This is a genomic window from Pseudoclavibacter sp. CFCC 11306, assembly GCF_008831235.1.
In the GTDB taxonomy this organism is placed as follows: domain Bacteria; phylum Actinomycetota; class Actinomycetes; order Actinomycetales; family Microbacteriaceae; genus Pseudoclavibacter_A.
The window spans coordinates 1,275,934-1,298,679 of sequence record NZ_WBKF01000001.1 but is presented as its reverse complement, the minus strand read 5'-3'; the positions used below and the strand labels follow the sequence as shown (position 1 = coordinate 1,298,679).

22 protein-coding genes are annotated in these 22,746 nt (G+C 66.5%); 14 read left to right on the top strand and 8 right to left on the bottom strand.

The window, feature by feature from the left end; genetic code table 11:
- The first annotated feature begins 1 nt into the window (after window position 1).
- The 3 genes from lipB to F8O09_RS05805 all read left to right on the top strand — a co-directional run bounded on the left by lipB (window position 2) and on the right by F8O09_RS05805 (window position 2,851).
- Window positions 2-667 (top strand): lipoyl(octanoyl) transferase LipB, encoded by a 666-nt coding sequence (lipB, locus tag F8O09_RS05815; RefSeq protein WP_158042342.1) that lies wholly within the window; start codon window positions 2-4, stop codon window positions 665-667.
- Window positions 668-870: 203 nt separating this feature from the next.
- Window positions 871-1,908 carry a lipoyl synthase gene (gene lipA, locus F8O09_RS05810; protein ID WP_158038688.1) on the top strand — a complete coding sequence of 346 codons (1,038 nt, stop codon included), beginning with the start codon at window positions 871-873 and terminating at the stop codon, window positions 1,906-1,908.
- 22 nt (window positions 1,909-1,930) lie between these two features.
- Entirely contained in the window at window positions 1,931-2,851 is a 921-nt protein-coding gene (locus F8O09_RS05805; RefSeq protein ID WP_192496612.1) for an AEC family transporter, read from the top strand.
- Between the two features lie 272 nt (window positions 2,852-3,123).
- On the opposite strand, the gene F8O09_RS05800 is transcribed toward F8O09_RS05805, so the two are convergent.
- Together F8O09_RS05800 and F8O09_RS05795 are read right to left on the bottom strand one after the other, a co-directional pair.
- Entirely contained in the window at window positions 3,124-3,972 is an 849-nt protein-coding gene (locus F8O09_RS05800; protein ID WP_158054245.1) for an endonuclease domain-containing protein, read from the bottom strand.
- Window positions 3,973-4,263: 291 nt separating this feature from the next.
- Window positions 4,264-5,076: an exodeoxyribonuclease III gene (locus F8O09_RS05795; RefSeq protein ID WP_158054244.1), complete on the bottom strand. Its 813-nt coding sequence runs from the start codon at window positions 5,074-5,076 to the stop codon at window positions 4,264-4,266.
- 151 nt (window positions 5,077-5,227) lie between these two features.
- On the opposite strand from F8O09_RS05795, the gene pyrE reads away from it, so the two are divergent.
- The 8 genes from pyrE to F8O09_RS05755 all read left to right on the top strand — a co-directional run bounded on the left by pyrE (window position 5,228) and on the right by F8O09_RS05755 (window position 13,777).
- Complete coding sequence (gene pyrE, locus F8O09_RS05790) at window positions 5,228-5,791, top strand: orotate phosphoribosyltransferase (protein WP_158030673.1); 564 nt, start codon at window positions 5,228-5,230, stop codon at window positions 5,789-5,791.
- 126 nt (window positions 5,792-5,917) lie between these two features.
- Window positions 5,918-6,727, top strand: coding sequence for an HAD-IIA family hydrolase (locus F8O09_RS05785; protein ID WP_158054243.1), 810 nt, complete (start codon window positions 5,918-5,920; stop codon window positions 6,725-6,727).
- A 25-nt stretch (window positions 6,728-6,752) separates the two neighbouring features.
- Entirely contained in the window at window positions 6,753-7,463 is a 711-nt protein-coding gene (locus F8O09_RS05780) for a TrmH family RNA methyltransferase (RefSeq protein ID WP_158054242.1), read from the top strand.
- 187 nt (window positions 7,464-7,650) lie between these two features.
- Entirely contained in the window at window positions 7,651-9,462 is a 1,812-nt protein-coding gene (locus tag F8O09_RS05775) for a phosphoenolpyruvate carboxykinase (GTP) (RefSeq protein WP_158054241.1), read from the top strand.
- A gap of 87 nt (window positions 9,463-9,549) precedes the next feature.
- Window positions 9,550-11,247 carry a hypothetical protein gene (locus tag F8O09_RS05770; protein WP_158054240.1) on the top strand — a complete coding sequence of 566 codons (1,698 nt, stop codon included), beginning with the start codon at window positions 9,550-9,552 and terminating at the stop codon, window positions 11,245-11,247.
- A gap of 102 nt (window positions 11,248-11,349) precedes the next feature.
- Window positions 11,350-12,639: an adenylosuccinate synthase gene (locus F8O09_RS05765; protein WP_158030678.1), complete on the top strand. Its 1,290-nt coding sequence runs from the start codon at window positions 11,350-11,352 to the stop codon at window positions 12,637-12,639.
- A gap of 18 nt (window positions 12,640-12,657) precedes the next feature.
- On the top strand, window positions 12,658-13,323 hold the full coding sequence (gene nth, locus F8O09_RS05760; RefSeq protein WP_158030679.1) for an endonuclease III: 666 nt from the start codon (window positions 12,658-12,660) through the stop codon (window positions 13,321-13,323).
- A gap of 103 nt (window positions 13,324-13,426) precedes the next feature.
- Entirely contained in the window at window positions 13,427-13,777 is a 351-nt protein-coding gene (locus F8O09_RS05755) for a hypothetical protein (protein ID WP_158030680.1), read from the top strand.
- 36 nt (window positions 13,778-13,813) lie between these two features.
- Here the strand turns inward: F8O09_RS05755 and F8O09_RS05750 are convergent, their stop codons facing one another.
- The 6 genes from F8O09_RS05750 to purD form a co-directional block, all read right to left on the bottom strand.
- Entirely contained in the window at window positions 13,814-14,179 is a 366-nt protein-coding gene (locus tag F8O09_RS05750) for a GNAT family N-acetyltransferase (RefSeq protein ID WP_158030681.1), read from the bottom strand.
- Between the two features lie 155 nt (window positions 14,180-14,334).
- Window positions 14,335-16,632, bottom strand: coding sequence for a phosphoribosylformylglycinamidine synthase subunit PurL (gene purL, locus F8O09_RS05745; RefSeq protein WP_158054239.1), 2,298 nt, complete (start codon window positions 16,630-16,632; stop codon window positions 14,335-14,337).
- Window positions 16,629-17,429, bottom strand: a complete 801-nt coding sequence (gene purQ / locus F8O09_RS05740; RefSeq protein ID WP_158054238.1) for a phosphoribosylformylglycinamidine synthase subunit PurQ — start codon at window positions 17,427-17,429, stop codon at window positions 16,629-16,631. Before purQ ends, purL begins: the two co-directional genes overlap by 4 nt.
- Complete coding sequence (gene purS / locus F8O09_RS05735; RefSeq protein ID WP_158030684.1) at window positions 17,429-17,683, bottom strand: phosphoribosylformylglycinamidine synthase subunit PurS; 255 nt, start codon at window positions 17,681-17,683, stop codon at window positions 17,429-17,431. Before purS ends, purQ begins: the two co-directional genes overlap by 1 nt.
- Window positions 17,684-17,899: 216 nt before the next feature.
- Window positions 17,900-18,781, bottom strand: coding sequence for a phosphoribosylaminoimidazolesuccinocarboxamide synthase (locus tag F8O09_RS05730; protein ID WP_158054237.1), 882 nt, complete (start codon window positions 18,779-18,781; stop codon window positions 17,900-17,902).
- Window positions 18,782-18,809: 28 nt separating this feature from the next.
- A complete protein-coding gene (purD, locus tag F8O09_RS05725; RefSeq protein ID WP_158030686.1) occupies window positions 18,810-20,087 on the bottom strand; it encodes a phosphoribosylamine--glycine ligase in 1,278 nt (425 codons plus the stop codon).
- A 44-nt stretch (window positions 20,088-20,131) separates the two neighbouring features.
- Here purD and F8O09_RS05720 point away from each other — a divergent pair, with 44 nt between their 5' ends.
- The 3 genes from F8O09_RS05720 to purF are packed head-to-tail and all read left to right on the top strand — an operon-like array spanning window position 20,132 to window position 22,670.
- A complete protein-coding gene (locus tag F8O09_RS05720; RefSeq protein ID WP_192497604.1) occupies window positions 20,132-20,590 on the top strand; it encodes a sterol carrier family protein in 459 nt (152 codons plus the stop codon).
- A gap of 14 nt (window positions 20,591-20,604) precedes the next feature.
- Window positions 20,605-21,096 (top strand): ABC transporter permease, encoded by a 492-nt coding sequence (locus F8O09_RS05715; RefSeq protein WP_158054236.1) that lies wholly within the window; start codon window positions 20,605-20,607, stop codon window positions 21,094-21,096.
- Between the two features lie 2 nt (window positions 21,097-21,098).
- Window positions 21,099-22,670, top strand: coding sequence for an amidophosphoribosyltransferase (purF, locus tag F8O09_RS05710; RefSeq protein ID WP_158030688.1), 1,572 nt, complete (start codon window positions 21,099-21,101; stop codon window positions 22,668-22,670).
- Window positions 22,671-22,746 lie beyond the last annotated feature (76 nt).

Here is a 22,746-nt window from a genome sequence, read left to right as displayed (position 1 = left end):
TGTGAACGTCAGCACTGCCACCGGGATCCCCATCAAGGTGGTCGGGCTCGCCCCCGACCTCGTCGACTACCGCGAGGCCCTCGACCTGCAGGAGCGAACCGAGGCCGCCGTGAAGGCGGGCGACAGCCGTGGCGACGTCTTTCTGCTCGAGCACCCGGCGGTCTACACCGCAGGTCGTCGTGCAGACCCCGCAGACTACCCCACCGACGGCACGCCCGTCGTACCGATCAACCGCGGCGGCAAAGTGACTTGGCACGGGCCGGGCCAGCTGATCGGCTACCCCGTCTTCGAACTGCGCGAGCACCTGCGACTGGTGCCCTACGTGCGGTCGGTCGAGCAGGCGCTCATCGACTCGCTGGCAGAGATCGGCATCGACGGCTTTCGCGTCGAGGGCCGGTCAGGAGTCTGGGTCAACACGGGGCTGCCGACCGACGAGAAGATCGCGCAGATCGGCATCCACGCCTCGCGCGGCGTGACCACGCACGGCTTCTCACTGAACTGCAGCACTGACAACTCCGTCTTCCACACCTTCGTGCCCTGCGGCATCACCGATGCCGGTGTGACCAGCATCTCGCAGGTGCTCGGCCGCACCGTGACGCCCGCCGACATGGTGCCGATCGTCACCCCCCATCTTGAGAAGCTCATCGAGGAGGTCGCCGTCTCATGACTCAGCCCGTTCCCGATCATGTCGCCCGAATGCTCGCAACTCGCGTCGAGACCGCGCCGGGCGCGGCAGTGCAGGACGCCGGCTGCGCCTGCGGGGGCTCGCATAAGTCGAATGCTGACGCGGCCCACGCCGCTGGCGGCTGCGGATGCGGCTCTCACGGTGCCAGCGCATCCGCCGGCCCGGCCAGTCTCGGCATGCCCACCATGCCGGCACGCACCGCGGGGCCGTCGCGTGGCAACCTGCGCAACCTCAGACAGGACGGCGAGCGAAAACTGCGCCGCGTCGAGCGCCGCAACGCCGAGACCCCGATCGAGAAGAAGCCCTCGTGGATCAAGACGCGAGCGCACTTGGGCCCCGAGTACCAGCAGCTGCACGGCCTGGTGAAGAACGAGGGGCTGCACACGGTCTGCCAGGAGGCCGGCTGCCCGAACATCTTCGAATGCTGGGAAGACCGTGAGGCGACGTTCCTCATCGGTGGCGCGATCTGCACTCGGCGCTGTGACTTCTGCGACATCATGTCGGGCAAGCCCGAGCCGCTCGACATGGACGAGCCGCGTCGTGTCGGCGAGTCGGTCGCGCGCATGGATCTGCGCTATGCCACGATCACCGGTGTCACCCGCGACGACCTGCCCGACGACGGCGCCTGGCTGTATGCCGAGACCATTCGCCAGATTCACGAGCAGAACCCGGGCACCGGCGTCGAGGTGCTCGCCGACGACTTGAGCGGCAGACCCGAGCGGCTGCAGCTGGTGTTCGACGCGAAGCCGGAGGTGTTCGCGCACAACCTTGAGACGGTGCCGCGCATCTTCAAACGCATTCGCCCGGCGTTCCGGTATGAGCGCTCGCTCGATGTGCTCACCCAGGCGCGGGCTGCCGGCATGATCACGAAGTCCAACCTCATTCTCGGCATGGGCGAGACCCGTGAAGAGATCTCGCAGGCCATGCACGATCTGCATGAGGCCGGATGCGACATTCTGACCATCACGCAGTACCTGCGGCCGTCGAAGCTGCACCACCCGATCGATCGCTGGGTCAAGCCGCAGGAGTTCGTCGAGCTCAAGGCCGAGGCCGAACAGATCGGCTTCCCCGGGGTGCTCTCCGGGCCGTTGGTGCGGTCATCGTACCGGGCCGGTCGGCTGTGGGCGCAGACCATGCGCAAGCGTGGGCGTGCCATTCCTGCGCACCTGCAGCACCTTGCGGACAAGGCGGATCAGCCGGACGCGTTCCGGCAGGCCGTCTGACCATGCATCCGGGAATCAGCTCGTGAGCGGGGTGCTCGTCGGCTTCGGCGTCATCACGGTCATCATTCTCGTCGGCTTCGGCCTCGGGCGTGGCGGGGTGCTCGGGCCTGAGGCTCGGCCGGTGCTGTCGAAGCTGATCTTCTATGTGGCTCAGCCCTGCCTGCTGTTCAGCCTGATCGTCAAGACGCAGCCGCAGGATCTGCTCACCCCGGCTCTCGGCGTGCAGATGATCTCGGTCGCCGCGGCGATCGTGATCTATCTCGCCGTGGTCGTGCCGATCTGGCGCCCCAAGGGCGGCGAGACGGTGATCGGAGTCATGTCGGCGTCCTACGTGAACATCGGCAACCTCGGTATTCCGATTGCGGTATATGCGCTCGGCGACTCCTCGCAGATCGCCCCGATCATGCTCTTCCAGATGGCGCTCTACACGCCGATCGCGATGATCTGTCTCGACATCGTGACCGGCGGAGGAGACGGCTTGTGGCCCACCCTCAAACACGTGCTGCTGAACCCGGTGCTGATCGCGAGTGTCGTGGCCATCGCGGTGGTGACGATCGGCATTCCGGTTCCCGATGTGATCTATGAGCCCGTCCACCTGATCGCCGGCATCTCGGTGCCGACGATGCTGATCAACTTCGGAATGTCACTGGCCGCGAAGCGTCCGTTCTCAGCAGGCAGCCCGATCGGGCGCATCACGGTGGCCGTGCTGGTCAAGAGCTTCGTGCAGCCGGCGATCGGGTGGGTGCTCGCCGTGCACCTCTTCGGCCTGTCGGGGCATGCGCTGATGGTGGCCGTGGTGATGGCCGCGCTGCCGACGGCGCAGAACACGTACAACTACGCGACGACCTATGGCGTGGGGCAGACGCTGGCACGAGACACCGCGTTCACCAGCACGCTGATCTCGGTGCCGGTCGTCGCTGGCATCGTCGCGCTGCTCTACTGAGAGCCTCAGCAGCTGCATTCCCCTCCCGCACTCAGCTTCGCCCACACCAGCACCCCATCTACTCCAGCACCCACCTACTCCAGCACCCACCTACTCCAGCCCACTCGGCATCTGCACCCGCCTGCTCCTGCAGAGAGCTCACCTGCGGGGATTGCAGCTCGCCGCTACGGATTGGCGAAAATATGGGGGACTTTAGCCAGCCGAGGTGCACGGTGTGCGAATTCGGGCGGCGTCGCGCTCTGGCAGCTCACACGGCAGGAGCTGCAGACGTTTCAGTCAATGGTGAGCAGCCGCAGAATGTCGGCATAGACACCAGCCCAGTTCTGCATGATCTGCGGATAGCTGTATCTGGCCAGACGGTAGCCGGCAGCGCGGATGTCAGCCTCTTTCGCGCGATCCTGCAGCGTGCGCTGGTGCTCATCGTGTGTGCGTCCATCGACTTCGATCGCCAGAATTCCGTCGACCACCAAATCGATGCGCTGACTGCGTGCGATGACCACCTGAGCCTCGACATGGTGGCCGGCCAAGGTCAGCAGCACTCGTACGATGCTCTCGAGCCCTGACTCGGCAGCCGAGTCGGAATGCGCGATGACTCGGCGTCCGAAAGGCGTACGCGAGAGCTCGGCGAACAGATCGGTGGGGCTGAGCGTGAGGGACTGTCGGCTGCGCTGGGGCTTCGCCAGCGTGCAGGATCGAGCCAGTGAGTCGACGACCGCGACCGCCTGCTCAAGCGGCTGATCCGACAGCCCATGACGCAGCGCGATGATCGTCGGGACCACGCCGAACTGCACGTCTGGGCTGCACAGTCGGGGCCAGCGGTGGCCAACCCAGCCCTGGGGGTGAGCAGGGTGGTGTGTGTACATGTGACGTGGTGAGTGGGGCGGCAGCCAGATACCGTCGGCGAGGAGTTTGAGACGGTGGAGTCCGCTCAGTACCCCGCCGGCCTGAACCGCTGCCAGAACGGCGCTCTCTGCGTTACGTTCGGCATGCCAGCCTGTCCGCACCGTTGTGAGCGTGCCGTCGGCGTGCAGGCTTCTGATCTGCCACCGTGAGATGCCTGCACGGGCGAGCGTCGCAGTCGTGCAGACGCCGAACGGTGAGAATCGGTGCGGTAACGGCATGGCTCTGATGCTCGCAGCAAATGGCAGCTCGCCATATGGGCGTTTCGCCGTTGTGGAGAATTCCGGGTCTGCCTGCCCAATGTGGAGAATCTGTCACGTGCTCTGGATCTCGCACTCCGTCTGGGCGCTTTATGAGACGACCCCGCCGGCAGGCTTCCGCGCACAGCCCAGCACGCGCGGCTGACCCAGCGTGCCTGCGGGGATTGCACCTCGCCGCCACGGATTGGCAGAATACGGGCGATTCTGAGCAATCGCGGTAGACAGCCTGCAATCTCCGTCAGTGCGCAGCGCTCAGAACGCCATCGGACGGTCGTCGTCGAAGGCGCCGGGCACATCGATGTCGACGACCACGGGCACATGGTCGCTGGGCTGCACACCCTCGCGTGCACCGCGGTCGACGAACGCGTTCTCGACACTCGCGGCAAACGCGGGCGACCCCATCACGAAGTCGATGCGCATGCCTTCGTCGCGGATGAAGCGCAGCTGCTTGTAGTCCCAGTACGTGTACCCGGGGGCGTAGGGGCGCACGACGTCGGAGAACCCCGCACGTTCGAACGCCGCGAAAGCGTCACGCTCGGGCTGTGAGACGTGCGTCTTGCCCGCGAACGCCTTCATGTCCCACACATCAGTGTCGTGCGGAGCGATGTTCCAGTCGCCGACCAGCGCGATGCGGGCGTCAGGGTCGTCGGCAAGCCAGCCCACGGCATCCGCATGCAGCTGACGCAGCCAGGCGAGCTTGTAGGCGTAGTGCGGGTCGTCGAGCTCGCGGCCGTTCGGCACATAGAGGCTCCAGATGCGCACGCCGTCGAAGGTCGCGCCGATTGCTCTCGCCTCGACCACATCGCGAAACTCCGGCTGCCCGGAGAAGCCGCGCTCGACGTCCTCGGCAGGAATGCGGCTGACCAGCGCCACGCCGTTCCACTGGTTGAGGCCGTGCATGTGCACCTCGTAGCCGAGCTCCTCGAAGCGACCGAACGGGAACTGCGACTCCTTGCACTTGATCTCCTGCATGGCGAGCACGTCGACGTCGTTCTCGTCGAGCCATTCGACGACCCGATCGATGCGGGCCCTGATCGAGTTCACGTTCCAAGTTGCGATGCGCACGGGGTCACTTTATCAACGTCGGGGGATGCCGGAGGCGCGCTGGGCCTGCGAGCCGCGCGCTGGTCGGGTGTGCAGGGCGCCGCCGGGGGAGTGCACGCCCCGCCGGCCATCGGCGCCAGAGCCACTCGCCGCGCACACGTAGAATGGCGGCATGACTTCTGCGCCCGCAATCGACGACGTTCGCCGTCAGCTCATCTCGTACATCAACTCCGACGCGGTGTTCCACGGTGACTTCACCCTGGTCAGCGGTAAGCATGCGACCTACTACGTCGACATGCGCAAGGTGAGCCTCGACTACCGAGTGTCACCGCTGATCGGCCAGGTCATGGTCGATCTGATCAAAGACGTGCCAGACATCTATGCGGTGGGCGGGCTGACCCTCGGGGCAGACCCCATCGCCACCTCGATTCTGCATCAGGGCGTCGCGGCGGGGCAGCACTATCACGCCTTCGTCGTGCGCAAAGAGCCCAAAGACCACGGCCGGGGCCGTCAGGTCGAGGGTCCTGATCTCACGGGCAAGCGCGTGATCGTGGTCGAAGACACCTCGACCACCGGAGGGTCGCCGCTGAAGGCAATCGAGGCCCTGAAGAAGGTCGGCGCAGAGATCGCCGCGGTGGCCGTCGTCGTCGACCGCCATACCGGTGCGAAAGAGGCCATCGAGGCCGAGGGCATCCCGTATCTGGCTGCGATCAGCGTCGACGAGCTCGACGTCTGAGCTCATGGTCTGGCGCTGTCCTACTGCATCGCCGGATCCGGCGTCTGAACTGAGGCCTGCGCACCGCGAGCTGAACAGACGCTGAACGCGCCCGTCACTCTCGCACGTCTGTGGCATTCTGGAGTCATGAGCGAAGACCTGCAGCCCGAGTCACCCGTCGAGCCGGAACGGCGCTCGCGCATCGTCTCGTGGCTGACCGACATGGACGGCGTGCTGGTCAAGGAGGGGCGCGCCCTTCCTGGCGCGGGTGAGCTGATCCGCAGCTGGCGAGCGGCCGGTCGACGCTTCTTGGTGCTCACCAACAATTCGATCTACACGCCGCGCGACCTGAGCGCACGGCTGCACTCGATAGGCATCGACGTCGCCGAAAACGAGATCTGGACCTCGGCGCTCGCCACCGCGCACTTTCTGAAGTCCCAGATGCCCGGCGGCAGCGCCTATGTGGTCGGCGAAGCGGGGCTGACCACGGCGCTCTACGAGGCCGGCTTCGTCATGACCGATCGTGACCCCGACTACGTGGTCGTGGGCGAGACCCGCACCTATTCGTTCGAGGCGATCGCCAAGGCGATCAGGCTGATTCTCGGCGGCGCTCGCTTCATCAGCACGAACCCCGATCCGACCGGGCCCGGCCCTGAAGGGCCGCTGCCCGCCACCGGAGCGATCGCCGCACTGATCTCGAAGGCCACGGGCGGTCACGAGCCGTATATCGTGGGCAAGCCGAACCCGATGATGTTCCGCTCGGCGATGACGCGCATCGGCGCCCACTCACAGACCACCGGGATGATCGGCGATCGCATGGACACCGACGTGGTCGCCGGCATCGAGGCCGGTCTGCACACTGTGCTCGTGCTCACCGGCATCTCAGACCGTGCCGAGGTCGAGCGCTACCCGTTCCGTCCTGACGAAGTGCTCGACTCGGTGTCAGACCTGATCTGACGGCCTGCGGCGCTACACTCGTCGGGTGAACGAGCAGAGCAACGCAACCGACAGCCGACCTGACGCGCAGCAGTCTGAGCCGAGCACGGCATCCCCGGAACGCACCACGCACGGCGTCGGCCCGTGGCCCGGCGGTCAGGCCAGCTGGCCTGACGACCCGTGCTACGACCCTGAGCTGCTCGAGCACGGCGACTCTCGCAACGTGATCGACCGCTACCGGTACTGGAATATGGCGGCCATCGTCGCCGATCTCGATCAGCAGCGGCATCCGTTCCATGTGGCGATCGAGAACTGGCAGCACGACATGAACATCGGCTCGATCGTGCGCAGCGCCAACGCGTTTCTGGCCGAGCGCGTGCACATCATCGGCAACCGACGCTGGAACAAGCGCGGTGCGATGGTCACCGATCGCTACCAGCACGTCGACCACCACGCGACGATCGAGGAGTTCGTCGACTGGGCGCATCGCTTAGAGCTGCCGATCATCGGCGTCGACAATGTGCCGGGGTCGGTGCCGGTCGAGGGGCTGCACCTGCCTGAGCGATGTGTGTTCCTGTTCGGGCAGGAGGGCCCCGGGCTCAGCGAGGCTGCGATCGAGGCGTCGGACGAGATCGTCGAGATCACGCAGTTCGGGTCGACCCGGTCGATCAACGCGTCGGCGGCGGCTGCGGTGATCATGCATGACTGGGTGCGGGAGCACGCCGTGATCCCTGGAACGGCCGCTTCGGCGCACTGAGATGACGCGGATGCCGTGCGCGGCGTGCGCCCCTCGTCTCACGGTGTGTGTCTGGTCTCCGACGTGGAGCGGACGCCCGGTCGGCCACCGGTTCGCACAAAATATATTGCCGGTATAGTGTAGGTCTTGCAGGGCCAACGGCGTCCCCCTGAAACACCTCAGCTATCAATGAAGAGAGTCGAATTCCATGGTTCAGCACAATGAGTCCGTACGCCAGTGGGTCGATCAGTTCGCAGAGATTCTGCAGCCTGATCGCATTGAGTGGGCTGACGGCTCGCAGGAGGAATGGGATCGCCTCACCCAGCAGCTCGTCGACGACGGCACCTTCATTCGGCTGAACCCCGAGAAGCGTCCGAACAGCTTTCTCGCTCGCACCGACCCCACCGACGTGGCGCGCGTCGAAGACCGCACCTTCATCTGCTCGAAGAGCGAGGCAGACGCCGGGCCGACCAACAACTGGCGTGACCCCGACGAGATGCGCGCAGAGCTCAAAGAGGCGTTCACCGGCGCCATGCGCGGTCGCACCATGTACGTCATCCCCTTCTCGATGGGCCCTTTCGGCGGCGACATCTCGAAGGTCGGCATCCAGCTCACCGACTCTCCCTACGTCGTGGTGAGCATGCACCTGATGACTCGCGTCGACAACGACAAGGTCGCCGAGCAGATCAACGCCGGCGCCGAGTGGGTGCCGGCTGTGCACTCGGTCGGTCACCCGCTGCGCGACGAGGCGGGCAACGAGATCGCCGACGTGCCGTGGCCGTGCAGCAAGAAGAAGTACATCGTCCAGTTTCCCGAGACCCGCGAGATCTGGTCGTTCGGCTCGGGCTACGGCGGCAACGCCCTGCTCGGCAAGAAGTGCTACGCGCTGCGCATCGCCTCGGCGATGGGGCGCGATCAGGGCTGGCTCGCCGAGCACATGCTGCTGATTCGCGCCACCAGCCCGGCAGGCCGGAGCTACCACATCACCGCGGCGTTCCCGTCGGCCTGCGGCAAGACGAACTTCGCGATGATGCGCCCGACGCTGCCCGGCTGGAAGGTCGAGACGCTCGGCGACGACATCGTCTGGATGCGCCCCAAGGCAGACGGCCGCCTGTACGCGATCAACCCTGAGAACGGGTTTTTCGGCGTCGCTCCGGGCACTGGCGTCACGACGAATCCGAATGCGATCGAAGCGCTCAGCGAGAATGTCATCTTCACCAACGTCGCACTGACAGACGACGGCGACGTGTGGTGGGAGGGACTCACCGAAGAGGTGCCCGAGCACCTCACCGACTGGCGCGGTCGCGAGTGGACTCCGGCCAGCGAGACGACTGCCGCGCACCCGAACTCCCGCTTCACGGTGCGCGCCGACCAGGCGCCGTCGCTCGCTGATGACTGGGATGCCCCGGAAGGCGTGCCGGTCGACGCGATTCTCTTCGGTGGTCGCCGCCGCACCAACACCCCGCTCGTGGTCGAGTCGAACTCGTGGCGTGACGGCGTCTACATCGGGGCGACCATGGCCAGCGAGCAGACCGCCGCCGCTGAGGGCACCGTGGGGCAGCTGCGCCGAGACCCCTTCGCGATGCTGCCGTTCTGCGGCTACAACATGGCCGACTACTGGGGGCACTGGCTCGAGATCGGCGAGGCGCTCGGTGAGGGTGCTCCGCGCATCTTCGGCGTCAACTGGTTCCGTCGCAGCGCTGACGGATCGTTCCTCTGGCCGGGCTTCGGCGACAACTCGCGCGTTATCGACTGGATCGCTCAGCGCCTCGACGGTGACGCCGAGGGCGAGAGCAACGTCCTCGGCGTCATTCCCCGGCAGCAGGAGTTCGCGCTGGAGGGCACCGACGTCACCGATGAAGACTGGCAGGCGCTCTTCGCACTCGATCCGAAGGCCTGGCTGCACGAGACCGACGACGTCGAGAGCTACTTCAAGATCTTCGGCTCCCGCGTGCCCGTGGCACTGCGCGAGCGTCTGGGCGATCTGCAGCAGCAGCTCGAAGAGGCTGCCGATCACTGATCGCGTGACCTCCGGTCGGGCGAAACACATTCGGTAGGGTGGAGGCAGGTCGAACAGGTCTGCTCCGCTCTGCCGAAGGGAACCCCGATGACGAATCCCGCACTCGAACACGAGGTGCGCGATCCTGCCACCAGCGCTGCCAGACTCGCCGAGATCGCCGTGGCAGAACCTGGCCTGGGGTCGCTGATCGCTCGTCACCCGAACGTCTATCCCGGACTTCTCGACTGGCTGGGCAGCGAAGGCGACCAGCGGGCCAGAGCAGAGGTCGCTCGACTTCGCTCGACCGAGGCATCTGACCGGCAGGCTGCAGATCTGGCGACCAAACCGGCCACCGGTGAAGGCGGGCCTCCGCCACGTCTGCCGCACAACACCCCACCAGTCGGATCCGCACTGCAGCCAGCGCAGCCCGAGTGGTCCTCGTCACAGCCGACGGCACCAGAGCGGCCAGGAGCAGACGAGCCGCCTACGGCCACGAAGAAGGGGCGTCGCTGGATCTGGATCGCGGCGATCGTGGTCGTCATCGCACTGGCGATCGGCGGGGGAGCCTGGTGGGCGGTTCGCTCGATCGTGGGAGGCGGCCACTCGTCTCCGGAAGCCGCCGCGGTGAGTCTGATCGACGGGCTCTCCGCGAAGAACCCGGTGAAGCTGCTGGAATCGGTGGCGCCATCCGAGGCCGCGGTGCTCACCCCGCTGGTGCAGCAGTCCGCAACCCATGCCAGCGACTCCGGTCTGGGCGCAGAGGCGACAGACGTGCTCCAGAGCCTGCAGCAGGTGGTGCAGCTGATCGATGTCGAGCAGAAAGACGTCTCGACTCGTCAGGAGTCGATCGCAGACGACGAAGTGTCCAAAGTGACGTTCGTTTCAGGCACGCTCACAGTCTCGACCACCGACGAAGACGCACTGGCCCAGCGACTGGCCGATCTCAGCAACGGCATGGCCGCCATGCAGGGCAGGCCTGGAAGACTGACCACACCAGAGCAGATGCAGCGGCAGATCGACCTGCCGCAGACGATCGATCTGGCGAAACCAGACGAGCACAGCACTCTGCCGCTGTCGATGGTCACCGTCAAAGAGTCTGGGAAATGGTACTTCAGCCCGCTGCTCAGCGCAGGCGAAGCAGCGCTCGGATCGTACAACGAGCAGCATCCCAGCGCTCAGGTGCAGCGCGGGAGGGTGCTCTCAGCGGCCGAGGCCCCTGGCGCGTCCAGCCCCGAAGAAGCGCTCTCGACGACGACCAAGGCTGTGGTCGACGCGATGCAGAGCGGCCGCTACGACGACGTGGCCAAGAGCCTGCCGACTGCTGAGCGACGAGCGTTCAGCCTGTACGGCCAGCCGTTCGCAGAACGATTCGGACGGCCGAGCTCGAACCCCCAAGTGCGGTTGGGGCAGACGCATGGGTCGAGCACGGTCAGCGGAGACCAGGCGCGCGTGATGCCCGACGGCTATGTCTTGGACTTTCCGATGTCGGGCCAGTACGTCCGTCTGGAGATCCGTCAGCTCAAGGTGACTATGACCGTGCAGGGCCGGCCGGTCACGGTCGACTTCGCGGAGCCTCCGCAGGCCGGCGAGCTGGGCATCGACCAGTTCTCGTTCATCGCGGTCAAAGAGCAGGGCGGCTGGTACTTCAGCCCCTTGTCGACCATGGCAGACGTCACCAGCAACATCTCCGGCAGGTTCATGCGGCTGCAGGATGAAGGCCGTCTCGACAGCGTGCTTCAGGACTACGGCCGGGCGATCGGCGAGCAGGTCTCACGGTCTTCGGGGTCGGGCTCACGGAGCTACTGACGCAGTCAGACCCGTGCACTACACTGGGAATGTCGTGCCTGCTGGCGAACGCCATGTTCCCGGGCCGACGGCGCACAACAGCGAACAAGTGAGAGGTGCCGAATGCCTGCCATCGTTCTGGTCGGAGCTCAATGGGGCGACGAAGGAAAGGGCAAGGCCACTGACCTGCTCGGTTCCAGCGTCGACTATGTCGTCAAGTACAACGGCGGCAACAACGCCGGCCACACCGTGGTCATCGGCGACGAGAAGTACGCCCTGCACCTGCTGCCCTCGGGCATTCTCAGCCCCGGGGTCGTGCCGGTCATCGCCAACGGCGTGGTGGTCGACATCGAAGTGCTCTTCCAAGAGCTCGATGCGATCGAGGCCCGCGGCGTCGACACCTCGAAGCTTCGGGTGAGCGCGAATGCGCATGTCATCACGCAGTATCACCGTGTGCTCGACCGTGTGAGCGAGCGCTTCCTCGGCAAACGCCAGATCGGCACCACCGGGCGCGGCATCGGCCCCGCATACGCCGACAAGATCAACCGCGTCGGCGTGCGCGTGCAGGATCTCTTCGACGAGAACATCCTTCGGCAGAAGGTAGAGGGTGCGCTCGAACAGAAGAACCAGCTGCTGGTCAAGCTCTACAATCGTCGTGCCATCGACGCCGAAGAGATCGTCGACGAGCTGCTCGGCTATGCCGACCGACTGCGCCCGATGGTGCATGACACCTCGCTCGAGCTGAACCAGGCACTCGACGCCGGGAAGACGCTGCTCTTCGAGGGCGGCCAGGCGACCATGCTCGACGTCGACCACGGCACCTACCCCTTCGTCACCTCGTCGAATCCCACCTCGGGCGGTGCAGCGACCGGTTCAGGCGTCGCCCCCAACCGCATCGACCGCGTGATCGCCGTGGCCAAGGCCTATGTCACACGAGTCGGAGCCGGGCCGTTCCCGACCGAGCTCTTCGACGAGAGCGGTGACTACCTGCGCAAGACCGGCTTCGAGTTCGGCGTCACCACCGGGCGCCCGCGCCGCACCGGCTGGTATGACTCGCTGGTGTCGCGCTATGCCGCGCGAGTCAACGGGGTCACCGACTTCGTGCTCACCAAGCTCGACGTGCTCACCGGCATCGAGAAGATCCCCGTGGCCGTGGCCTACGACGTCGACGGCACGCGCTTCGACGAGATGCCCGTCAACCAGAGCGACTTCCACCACGCCAAGCCGATCTACGAGTACTTCCCAGGCTGGAGCGAAGACATCTCCACCGCGCGCGAGTTCGACGATCTGCCAGCGAATGCCAAAGCCTACGTCGAGCATCTCGAAGAGCTCTCCGGCGCACGCATCTCGGTGATCGGCACAGGCGCTGCTCGTGACGCGATCATCGAACGTCACAGCATGCTGCACGACTGACCCGACCCGGGCATCCGCATGACCACTTGGGCCGACGTCGAACGCGAGACGCCGCTCGCGCGCACTCGCCGTGCGCGAAAGATGGGGCGCATCCTCGCTGAGACCTATCCCGAGGCTCACTGCGAGCTCGACTTTCGCTCGCCGTACGAGCTGACGGCGGCGACGATTCTCTCGGCGCAGTGCACCGACGCCAGGGTGAACATGGTCACCCCGGCCCTGTTCGCCCGGTATCCGTCGCCGCAGGCGCTCGCCGAGGCCGACCCGATCGAGCTCGAATCGATCATTCGCTCGACCGGGTTCTTCCGGGCGAAGTCGCGCAACCTCATCGGCATGGCACAGGGCGTCGTCGAGAATTTTCATGGGGAGATCCCGCATCGGCTGAACGAGCTGGTCACGCTGCCCGGGGTCGGGCGCAAGACGGCCAACGTGGTGTTGGGCAATGCGTTCGGAGTGCCGGGGCTGACTGTGGACACCCACTTCGGGCGGCTGGTGCGGCGCTTCGGCTGGACGAAGCAGAAAGACCCCGTCAAGGTGGAGTTCGAGATCGCGGAGCTGTTCCCGAAGAAAGACTGGACTCAGCTCTCACACCAGCTCATCTGGCATGGGCGACGCATCTGCCATGCGCGCAAGCCGGAGTGCGCCAGCTGTCCGCTCGCGCAGCTGTGTCCGTCGTTCGCGCCGTGAAGGGCGTGCTGCGCCGGCGCCTCCGGCTGCGCAAACATCGGCTGTAGGTCAGGCAAGGCGGTGCTCGCGGGCGCTGTGGCTCGACCGTGGATATCGTGGACGTATGAGCATCGTCACTTCCATCCTGGTCTTTCTGCACATTCTCGGCGCGGCGGCACTCGTCGGCGGGTGGCTGGCGACGTTCAAGACCCCGACGGTGACGCAGTGGCAGCTCATCGGCGCACTCGTGCAGCTGGTCAGCGGCATCGCTCTGGTCGGCCTCGCCGAAATGGACGGGCACACGATCAACTACATCAAGATCGGCGTGAAGCTGGTGCTCGCGATCGTGATCGCCGCTGCGGCGTTCGTGGGCCGCGGCAAGGCAGTGCGCGGTGAGACCGTGCCGGTCGGCCTGGCGCATGCCGTCGGCGGGCTCGCGCTCGTCAACGTCGCGGTCGCGACGCTCTGGCACTGATCAGACCGCACCTCGGCTCGCAGCCTGTCTGACCGGCTACTCGGACGCCTCACCCTGCAGTCTCTTCATGAACTCGGGGTCGAAGATGCGGCCGTAGTCTTCGGTGTGCCTCGACAGCCATCCGCGCGCGTACGGGCACGTGGCCTTCAGCCGCGGTTGGTCGGCCTCAGCCGCGAAGTGATCTGCTGCGGTGCGCACGAGGCGCCCGGCGAGTCCACGACCGCCGTACTCCTTGTCGACCTCGGTGTGATGCAGATCGATCACACTGTCTGATCCCGTCCCCTCGCGCGCATAGTCGATGCGGCCGATACGAGCGTCGCCGTCGTAGAGGGCGAAGGCGTGCTCGTCGGGCAGGTGTCTGATGTCGACGTCGTCATGTGGATGCTGTCGGTGCGCGCTCATGCCGTCACGCTACGTGATGGTCGTTCAGAAGAGCCAGCGAACTTATACGATGCAGCTCGGCCGGCGAGCTGACACCGCAGCGACCCCGTTAACGAGCGACAGCGCCGACGAACGGGAAGCCCCGTCGGTCGGCGCTGTCGCAGCGCAGCAGCCGCTCAGCCGAAGTAGCGGGGCAGCGTGCCCTGATGCGCGGCCCGGAGCACGTCGACGCCCATCGAGAACAGCCCCTGCACCTCGAGGCCGACGGTCTTGTCGGTCACGCCGATGCGGATCACCGGGTAGTCTCGGGCCGAGAGCATGCCCTCGAACCGAACCTGGTCTTCGCGAGCGACCGAGACCAGCACGCGGCCCGTCGACTCAGAGAACAGCGCAGCCGTGGCATCCACCTCATCGCGCGACATGATCTCGTCGAGCCAGACCCGCGCACCGACGCCGAAGCGCATCACGCCCTCGGCAAGCGCGACGCCCAGGCCGCCCTCGCTCAGATCGTGCGCCGAGGTGACCAGGCCCTCACGGGCGAGCGAGGCGAGAATCTCGCCGAGCTTGCGCTCTGCCGCCAGGTCGACCGTCGGCGGCACACCGCCGAGGTGGTCGTAGACCGTCTCCGCCCAAGCCGAACCGTCGAGCTCGTCGTAGGTCGTGCCGAGCAGATACAGGTTGTGGCCCTCATCCTGCCAGCCGCTCGGCACTCGGCGCGCGACGTCGTCGATGATGCCGAGCACGCCGACGACCGGCGTCGGGTGGATCGGGGTTTCACCGGTCTGGTTGTAGAAGCTCACGTTGCCGCCGGTCACCGGGATGCCCAGCTCGCGGCAGCCCGCGGCCAGCCCGGCGGTGGCCTCGGAGAACTGCCACATGACCTCGGGGTTCTCGGGGCTGCCGAAGTTCAGGCAGTCAGTCACCGCGGCGGGCACAGCGCCGCTCACGGCGACGTTGCGGTAGGCCTCTGCGAGCGCGAGTCGGGCGCCGGCACGCGGGTCGAGCTGCGCGTAGCGTCCGTTCGCGTCGGTCGCGAGAGCCACGCCCAGACCGGTCTCTTCGTCGACGCGGATCATGCCTGCGTCTTCGGGGAACGAGAACGCGGTGTTGCCCAGCACGTAGTAGTCGTACTGGTCGGTGATCAGTGCTGTGTCGGCCTGGTTCGGGCTTGCGATGATCGACAGCAGTGTGTCGCCCAGACCCTCGCCCGAGTTGTCGCGCTCCAGTGCGGCCGCAGTGTCGGCCTGCAAGTCGTCGATCCATGCCGGATGCTGCACCGGGCGGTCGTAGACGGGCCCGTCTACGGCGACCGTGCGCGGCGGCACGTTGACGATCTCGACGCCACGCCAGTTGATGATCAGACGGTCGCCGTCGGTGACCTCGCCGATGACCGAGGTCTCGACGGCCCACTTCTCGGCGACGGCGAGGAACGCATCGAGCTTCTCAGGCCGCACCACGGCCATCATGCGCTCCTGCGACTCGCTCATCAGAATCTCTTCGGCGGTGAGCGTGGGGTCGCGCAGCAGAACGCTGTCGAGTTCGACGGTCATGCCGCCGTCTCCGTTGGCCGCCAGCTCGCTGGTCGCACACGAGATGCCCGCCGCGCCCAGGTCTTGGATGCCCTCGACGAGATCGTGCTTGAACAGCTCGATGCACATCTCGATGAGCAGCTTCTCGGCGAAGGGGTCGCCGACCTGCACGGCCGGCCGCTTCGTGGGCCCACCTTCGCTGAATGTGTCCGAGGCGAGGATCGACGCGCCGCCGATGCCGTCGCCGCCGGTGCGCGCACCGAAGAGCACGACCTTGTTTCCGGCGCCCTTGGCGTTGGCCAGGTGCAGTTCGTCGTGGCGCAGCACGCCCACCGCGAGGGCGTTCACCAACGGGTTCGCCTGATACACCTTGTCGAAGACGGTCTCGCCGCCGATGTTCGGCAGGCCGAGGCTGTTCGCGTAGGCCGAGATGCCGCGCACGACTCCGTCGACGACGCGGCGGGTGTCGGGAGCATCGATCGCGCCGAAGCGCAGCTGATCCATCACTGCGACCGGGCGTGCGCCCATCGAGATGATGTCGCGCACGATGCCGCCCACGCCGGTGGCCGCACCCTGGAAGGGCTCGACGAAGCTCGGATGGTTGTGGCTCTCGACCTTGAACGTGACGGCCCAGCCCTCGCCGATGTCGACGACGCCGGCGTTCTCGCCGATGCCGACCATCATGCGCTCGCGCTGCTCCGGAGTGGTGTCGCCGAACTGTCGCAGGTACTTCTTGCTCGACTTGTACGAGCAGTGCTCGCTCCACATCACCGAGTACATTGCGAGCTCGCCTGAGGTGGGGCGGCGCCCGAGGATGTCACGGATGCGCTGGTACTCGTCGGCGGTCAGGCCGAGCTGGTCGTAGGGCTGTGCGACGTCGGGCGTCTCGGCGGCGTGCTGCACGCTGTCGGGCTGGGGCACGGCTGGGTTCTGTGTGGTGGTCATTCGCGAATCCCTGCGTCTGCGGTGTGGTGCTCTGGTGCGTGTGAGGCGGGCACCACATCGTCGACGGGTGCGATGCCCAGATGCGTGAGCACAGAGGTGAAGAAGGTCAGGCCGTCGGTGCCCGAGCGCATGCGCTCGGCGGTGTCGGGGCCGAAGCCGGGCACGATCGCGTGCTCGGGGTGCGGCATGAGGCCGACGACGTTGCCTGCGGCGTTGGTGATGCCGGCGATGTCGTGGGCCGAGCCGTTGGGGTTGCCGTCGATGTAGCGCGCGATGATGCGGCCGTCGTCTTCGAGCTGCTGCAGCGTCGTCTCGTCGGCCACATAGCGGCCTTCGGCGTTCTTCAGCGGAATGACGACCTCTTGGCCGCGCTCGTAGCCGTTCGTCCACGCGGTCTCGGTCGACTCGATGCGCAGGCTCTGATCATGTCGAATGAAGTGCAGGTGCTCGTTGCGCACGAGCGCACCGGGCAGCAGATGAGACTCGGTAAGCACCTGAAAGCCGTTGCAGATGCCGAGTACGGGCAGACCGTCGTTCGCCGCTTCGATGATCGAGCGCATGATCGGCGACTGCGTCGCGAGCGCGCCGGCCCGCAGGTAGTCGCCGTAGCTGAACCCGCCCGGCAGCACGATGGCGTCGACGCCTGAGATGTCGGTGTCGGCGTGCCAGAGAGCGACGGCCTCGGCACCGGCGAAGCGCACTGCACGGCGGGCGTCTCCGTCGTCGAGCGTGCCGGGAAAGGTCACGACGCCGATGCGCGCCGGCCGTGCGGCGGATGCTGTGGTCGCGTCGGCCATCAGTCCTCCTTGGCGGCGGCGACGCTGACGACGTCTTCGATCACAGGGTTCGAGAAGACGTCGGCGGCGACTTCGGCCACCTTGGAGAGCAGCTCGTCGCTGACCTCGCCGTCGACCTCGACCTCGAAGCGTTTGCCGATGCGCACGCCCGTGATCTGCTCATGGCCGAGACGCTGCAGCACCCCGGCGACCGCTTTGCCCTGAGGGTCCAGAATCTCTGGTTTGGGCATGATTTCGACAATGATCTTCGACACTGATACTCGCCTTACCGTGTGAGTGATTGTTGCGCCTGACGGCGGGCTCTATCCTATCGCAGGCGAAGGTCGGCGCACCGGGGCCGACCGAGACGTCGGGCGGCGAGACTGCGAGTCGGCAGGGCCGAAAGCCGAAGGTGGGGCTGCTCGGTTCTCCGAACAGCCCCACCTTCCGGGCGGATTCCGCTCAGCGAGGTCTCGCTGAGCGCTGCAGACTCAGCGCTCGGCCGGGGCACTCTCGCCGGTGAGCTTCTCGAAGAGCTCGCGATAGCGGGCGGCGGTCTGCTGCACGATCTCTTCGGGGAGCTCTGGCGGCACCCCGGTTTTGTCCCAGTTGTCGCTCAGCCAGTTGCGCACGATCTGTTTGTCGAAGCTCTCACGACGGCGGCCCTCGGCCCAGGCCTCGCGACTCCAGTAGCGGGACGAGTCAGAGGTGAGCACTTCGTCTGCCAGCACCAGACGGCCGAGGTCGCTGCCGAACTCGAACTTCGTGTCGGCGATGATCAGGTCGTGCTGCTCGGCGACGGCCGCACCCTGCTGGTAGAGGTTCAGCGAGGCGTCGCGAATGGCCTTTGCCGCCTCTTCACCGACGAGGTCGATGCTCTGCTCGTACGAGATGTTCTCGTCGTGCTGGCCGGCAGGAGCCTTGAACGCCGGTGTGTAGATCGGCTCGGGTAGCTTGTCTCCGAATTCGAGTCCGGCGGGCAGCTCGATGCCGCACACGGTGCCGCTGCGCTGGTACTCCTCCCAGCCTGATCCGGCGATGTAGCCGCGAACGACCGCCTCGAGCGGGTACATCTTGAGCCGCTTCGCGATGATCGCACGACCGGCGACGGCGTCTGGCACGTCGGTGCTGAGCACGTGGTTCGCGAAGTCGAGCTTCTCGAACCACCACAGCGCCATCTGGTTGAGCAGCTCGCCTTTGCCCGGGATCGGCGGTTCGAGCATGTGGTCGAAGGCGCTGACGCGGTCTGAGGCCACCATCAGCACCTGTGTGGCGGTGTCGAGCGACTCTGCGCTCAGAGGAATGTAGAGCTCGCGCACTTTGCCGGAGTAGACGTGCTTCCAGCCGGGCAGCTCAAGGGCAGACGAAGACATGGTCACCTTTCCAGTGGTTCAGTTGTCGTCAGGCGTTCGGATCGGTCAAAAGGTCGGCGCGGGTGCGGCTCGCGGCGGCGATGTCGCCGCGATGGTGCTCGCCTTCGAGCCCGATGCGTTCGATGCCAGCATACGCTGCGGCCCGAGCCGCCTCGAAGGTGTCGGCGACCGCGACAACGTTGAGCACTCGGCCGCCGGTGGCGATCAGATGGCCGTTCTCATCGGCGGTCGCCGCATGGATGACGCTCACACCGGGCAGCTGCTCGGCCTCGTCGACGCCGGTGATCACCCGACCGGTGAGCGACTGCTCGGGGTAGCCCTCGCTGGCCATGACCACGGTGATCGCGCACTGGGGAGAGAAACGAGGTGCCGGCACAGAGTCGAGGCGGCCTTCGGCGGCGGCGAGCAGCAGCTCGCCGAACTCGCCTTCGAGGCGGGGCAGCACGACCTGCGTCTCGGGATCGCCGAAACGAGCGTTGAACTCGATGACGCGGAGGCCCTTCGGCGTGATGATCAGACCGCAGTAGAGCAGACCGCGAAACTCGTCGCCCTGTTTCGCGAGCTGGGTGATCGTCGGCTGGGCCACCGTGTCGCGCACCTGCGCCACGAAGTCGTCGCCCACCCAGGGCAGCGGCGAATAGGCGCCCATGCCTCCGGTGTTCGCACCCTGGTCGTCGTCGTCGACGCGTTTGTAATCCTGCGCGGGAGAGAGCGGTGCGACCCGGGTGCCGTCGGCGAGAAAGAAGAGCGAGACCTCCTGCCCGCTGAGGAACTCCTCGATCAGCACGCTCTGGTCGATCCATCGGCTCGCGTGTGCGACGGCCGCGTCGCGGTCGTCGGTGACGATGACGCCCTTGCCTGCGGCGAGACCGTCGGCCTTCACCACATACGGAGCGCCGAACTCGTCCAGCGCGGCCTCGGCCTCGGGCAGGGTGCTGGCGCGAACCGCGCGCCCGGTGGGCACCCCAGCGGCCTCCATGACCTGCTTGGCGAAGCTCTTCGAGCCTTCGAGCCGAGCCGCGTCACGGTCGGGGCCGAACACGGGTACGCCCAGCGCGCGCACGGCATCCGCCACACCCGCGACCAGAGGGGCCTCGGGGCCGACGACGACCAGATCAGGTCGGTCGCGCTCGACCTGCGCGACGACGGCCGCACCGTCAGCGGCGTCGAGGGCGACGACGGGCACGTCTGCCGCGATGCCGGCGTTGCCGGGAGCCGCGACGATCTCATGGGTGGTCTGGTCGGCCAGCAGCCGACGGATGATGGCGTGCTCGCGCGCGCCCGAGCCGAGTACGAGAATCTTCACTCGCCCAGCCTACCGAAGCCGACCCGTAGAATCGCCCCGTGGCGATGAAGAGAATCGAAGAACGCGACGGCATCAGCGCGTTCGATGCGGCGCTGGCCGGCCTGAGCGCGGGCGAGGTCGATGCGGATGCGCCGGTCGAGCCCGCAGTTGAGGGTGCTCTCGAGCGGGGCACGATCGCGGCTCCCCGTGCGACGATCGCGACGGCCGTGCGGTTCACGCTGCAGACACTCGCCGACGACCACCCGGGCCATTCGGTCGAGGTGCGGGTGCCGCCGTACGGCGCGGTGCAGTGCATCGAGGGGCCGCGGCACACCAGAGGCACGCCTCCGAACGTCATCGAGACCGATGCGGCGACCTGGCTGGAGCTCGCGAGCGGCCGGCTGCTCTGGGCCGAGGCGTTGTCGTCCGGCCTGGTCGACGCCTCCGGCGCCCGGGCGCATCTCGACGGCATGCTGCCGATTCCCGGACTGCATCGGGTGCGCAGAGGGCAGCCGCACAAGTGAGATAGGGTGTCTGGGTGAGGCGAGAGACCCAAGAGGTGCAGGTGCAGGTGCGCCAGGCACCCAAATATCTGACGTTCGCGATGTTCGGAGCGGTCATCGGCCTGGTGATCTCTGCAGTCGTGTCGCTGATCGCGATGGCACAGCCCCGTGACCCGGCAGACGCCGACGACCCGACACGACAGATCAGCCCGATGCAGGCCTTCCTGCTGCTGGGACTGACGCTCGCCGTGGTCTGCGCCTTGGTCATGCTCGTGATCGCCCTCGTGCTCGACCGTGTGATGGCACGCCGGGCCCGCCTGGCCAGCGCCGTGCACGAGAAGTTCACGAGTGACGGCGAAGAGGCTGCGGCGGATGCCGTGGCCGTGCCCGTCTCCGAATCTTCCGCTGGGGGTGGCCTCGCCCGGGGTGCCGGTGCGACAATTGACGCTGAGGCGTCTGACGGGGGAGCCGACGCCTCGTCTGAAGACCGCACGAACTCCACCTCGGGTGGAGAAGACAAGGAGTGACCGTGGCTCGCGGTGACGGCATGCTCAACCACGACCTTCTGCCGAACGAGAAGGGTCCGCAGGACGAATGCGGCGTCTTCGGAGTCTGGGCGCCTGACGAAGAGGTGGCCAAGCTCACGTACTTCGGTCTCTTCGCCCTGCAGCACCGCGGCACCGAGTCGGCGGGCATTGCGACCTCCGACGGCGAGCAGATCATGGTCTACAAAGACATGGGTCTGGTCTCGCAGGTCTTCGATGAGTCCTCGCTCAACACTCTCACCGGACACATCGCGGTCGGGCACAACCGATACTCGACGACCGGCCGCTCGACGTGGGCGAACGCTCAGCCGACGCTCGGCAAGACCGCCAACGGCACGATCGCACTCGGCCACAACGGCAACCTGACGAACACCGCCGAGCTGCTTCGGCTGCTGCACGACCTGCATCCCGATCAGACCTTCGGCGAGCTCTCGCATGGGAACACCACCGATACCGCAGTGCTCACCGCGCTGCTCAGCGGCGACGCCGACCACACTCTTGAAGCCACCGCGATGCAGATTCTGCCGAAGGTGCGCGGGGCGTTCTGCCTCGCCTTCATGGACGAGCACACGCTCTACGCCGCACGAGACCCGCAGGGCGTGCGCCCGCTGGTGCTCGGCCGACTCGATCACGGGTGGGTGGTGGCCAGCGAAACCGCCGCGCTCGACATCGTCGGCGCCTCGTTCGTGCGCGAGGTCGAGCCGGGCGAGCTGCTCGCGATCAACGAGAGCGGCATCCGCAGTCAGCGCTTTGCGCAGACGAAACGAGCCGGATGCGTCTTCGAATACGTCTACCTGGCGCGTCCCGACACCACGATCCACGGCCGCTCGGTCAACGCATCGCGCATCGACATGGGCAAAGCGCTGGCGCGTGAGTACCCTGTCGAAGCCGACCTCGTGATTCCCACTCCCGATTCGGGAACGCCGGCGGCGATCGGCTACTCGCAGCAGTCGGGCATTCCCTATGGGCAGGGTCTCGTCAAGAACGCCTATGTCGGGCGCACGTTCATCCAGCCGTCTCAGACGATCCGTCAGCGCGGCATCCGTCTGAAGCTGAATCCTCTGCGCGAGGTGATCCGAGGCAAGCGACTGGTCGTGATCGACGACTCGATCGTGCGAGGCAACACCCAGCGTGCGCTGGTGGCGATGCTTCGCGAGGCCGGTGCCGCCGAAGTGCACGTGCGCATCTCGTCTCCGCCGATCACCTGGCCGTGCTTCTACGGCATCGACTTCGCCTCGCGTGCCGAGCTGATCGCGTCGGGCGCCTCGGTCGAAGAGATCCGCAGCATGATCGGCGCCGACTCACTGGGCTACCTGAGCAAAGACGGCATGATCGAGGCCTCGCAGCAGCCCGAGAGCGAGCTGTGCACCGCATGCTTCACCGGGCAGTACCCGATCGAGCTGCCGAGCGACGACGAGCTGGGCAAAGACCTGCTCGAGCAGGCAGGAGCGAAGGCCCCGGCAGCCTGCAATCCCGGCCCCGACTCCGAGCTCGACCGGCTGGTGAGCGGGCAGAGCGGCATTACGCATGGCGCGCTCTCGACCCCGAAACGCTGACTCGATCGAGCCCCGCAGCATCCCGCACCGACACCATCCAGCACCGACCAGCGATCCCATCATCGAGAGCACCAAG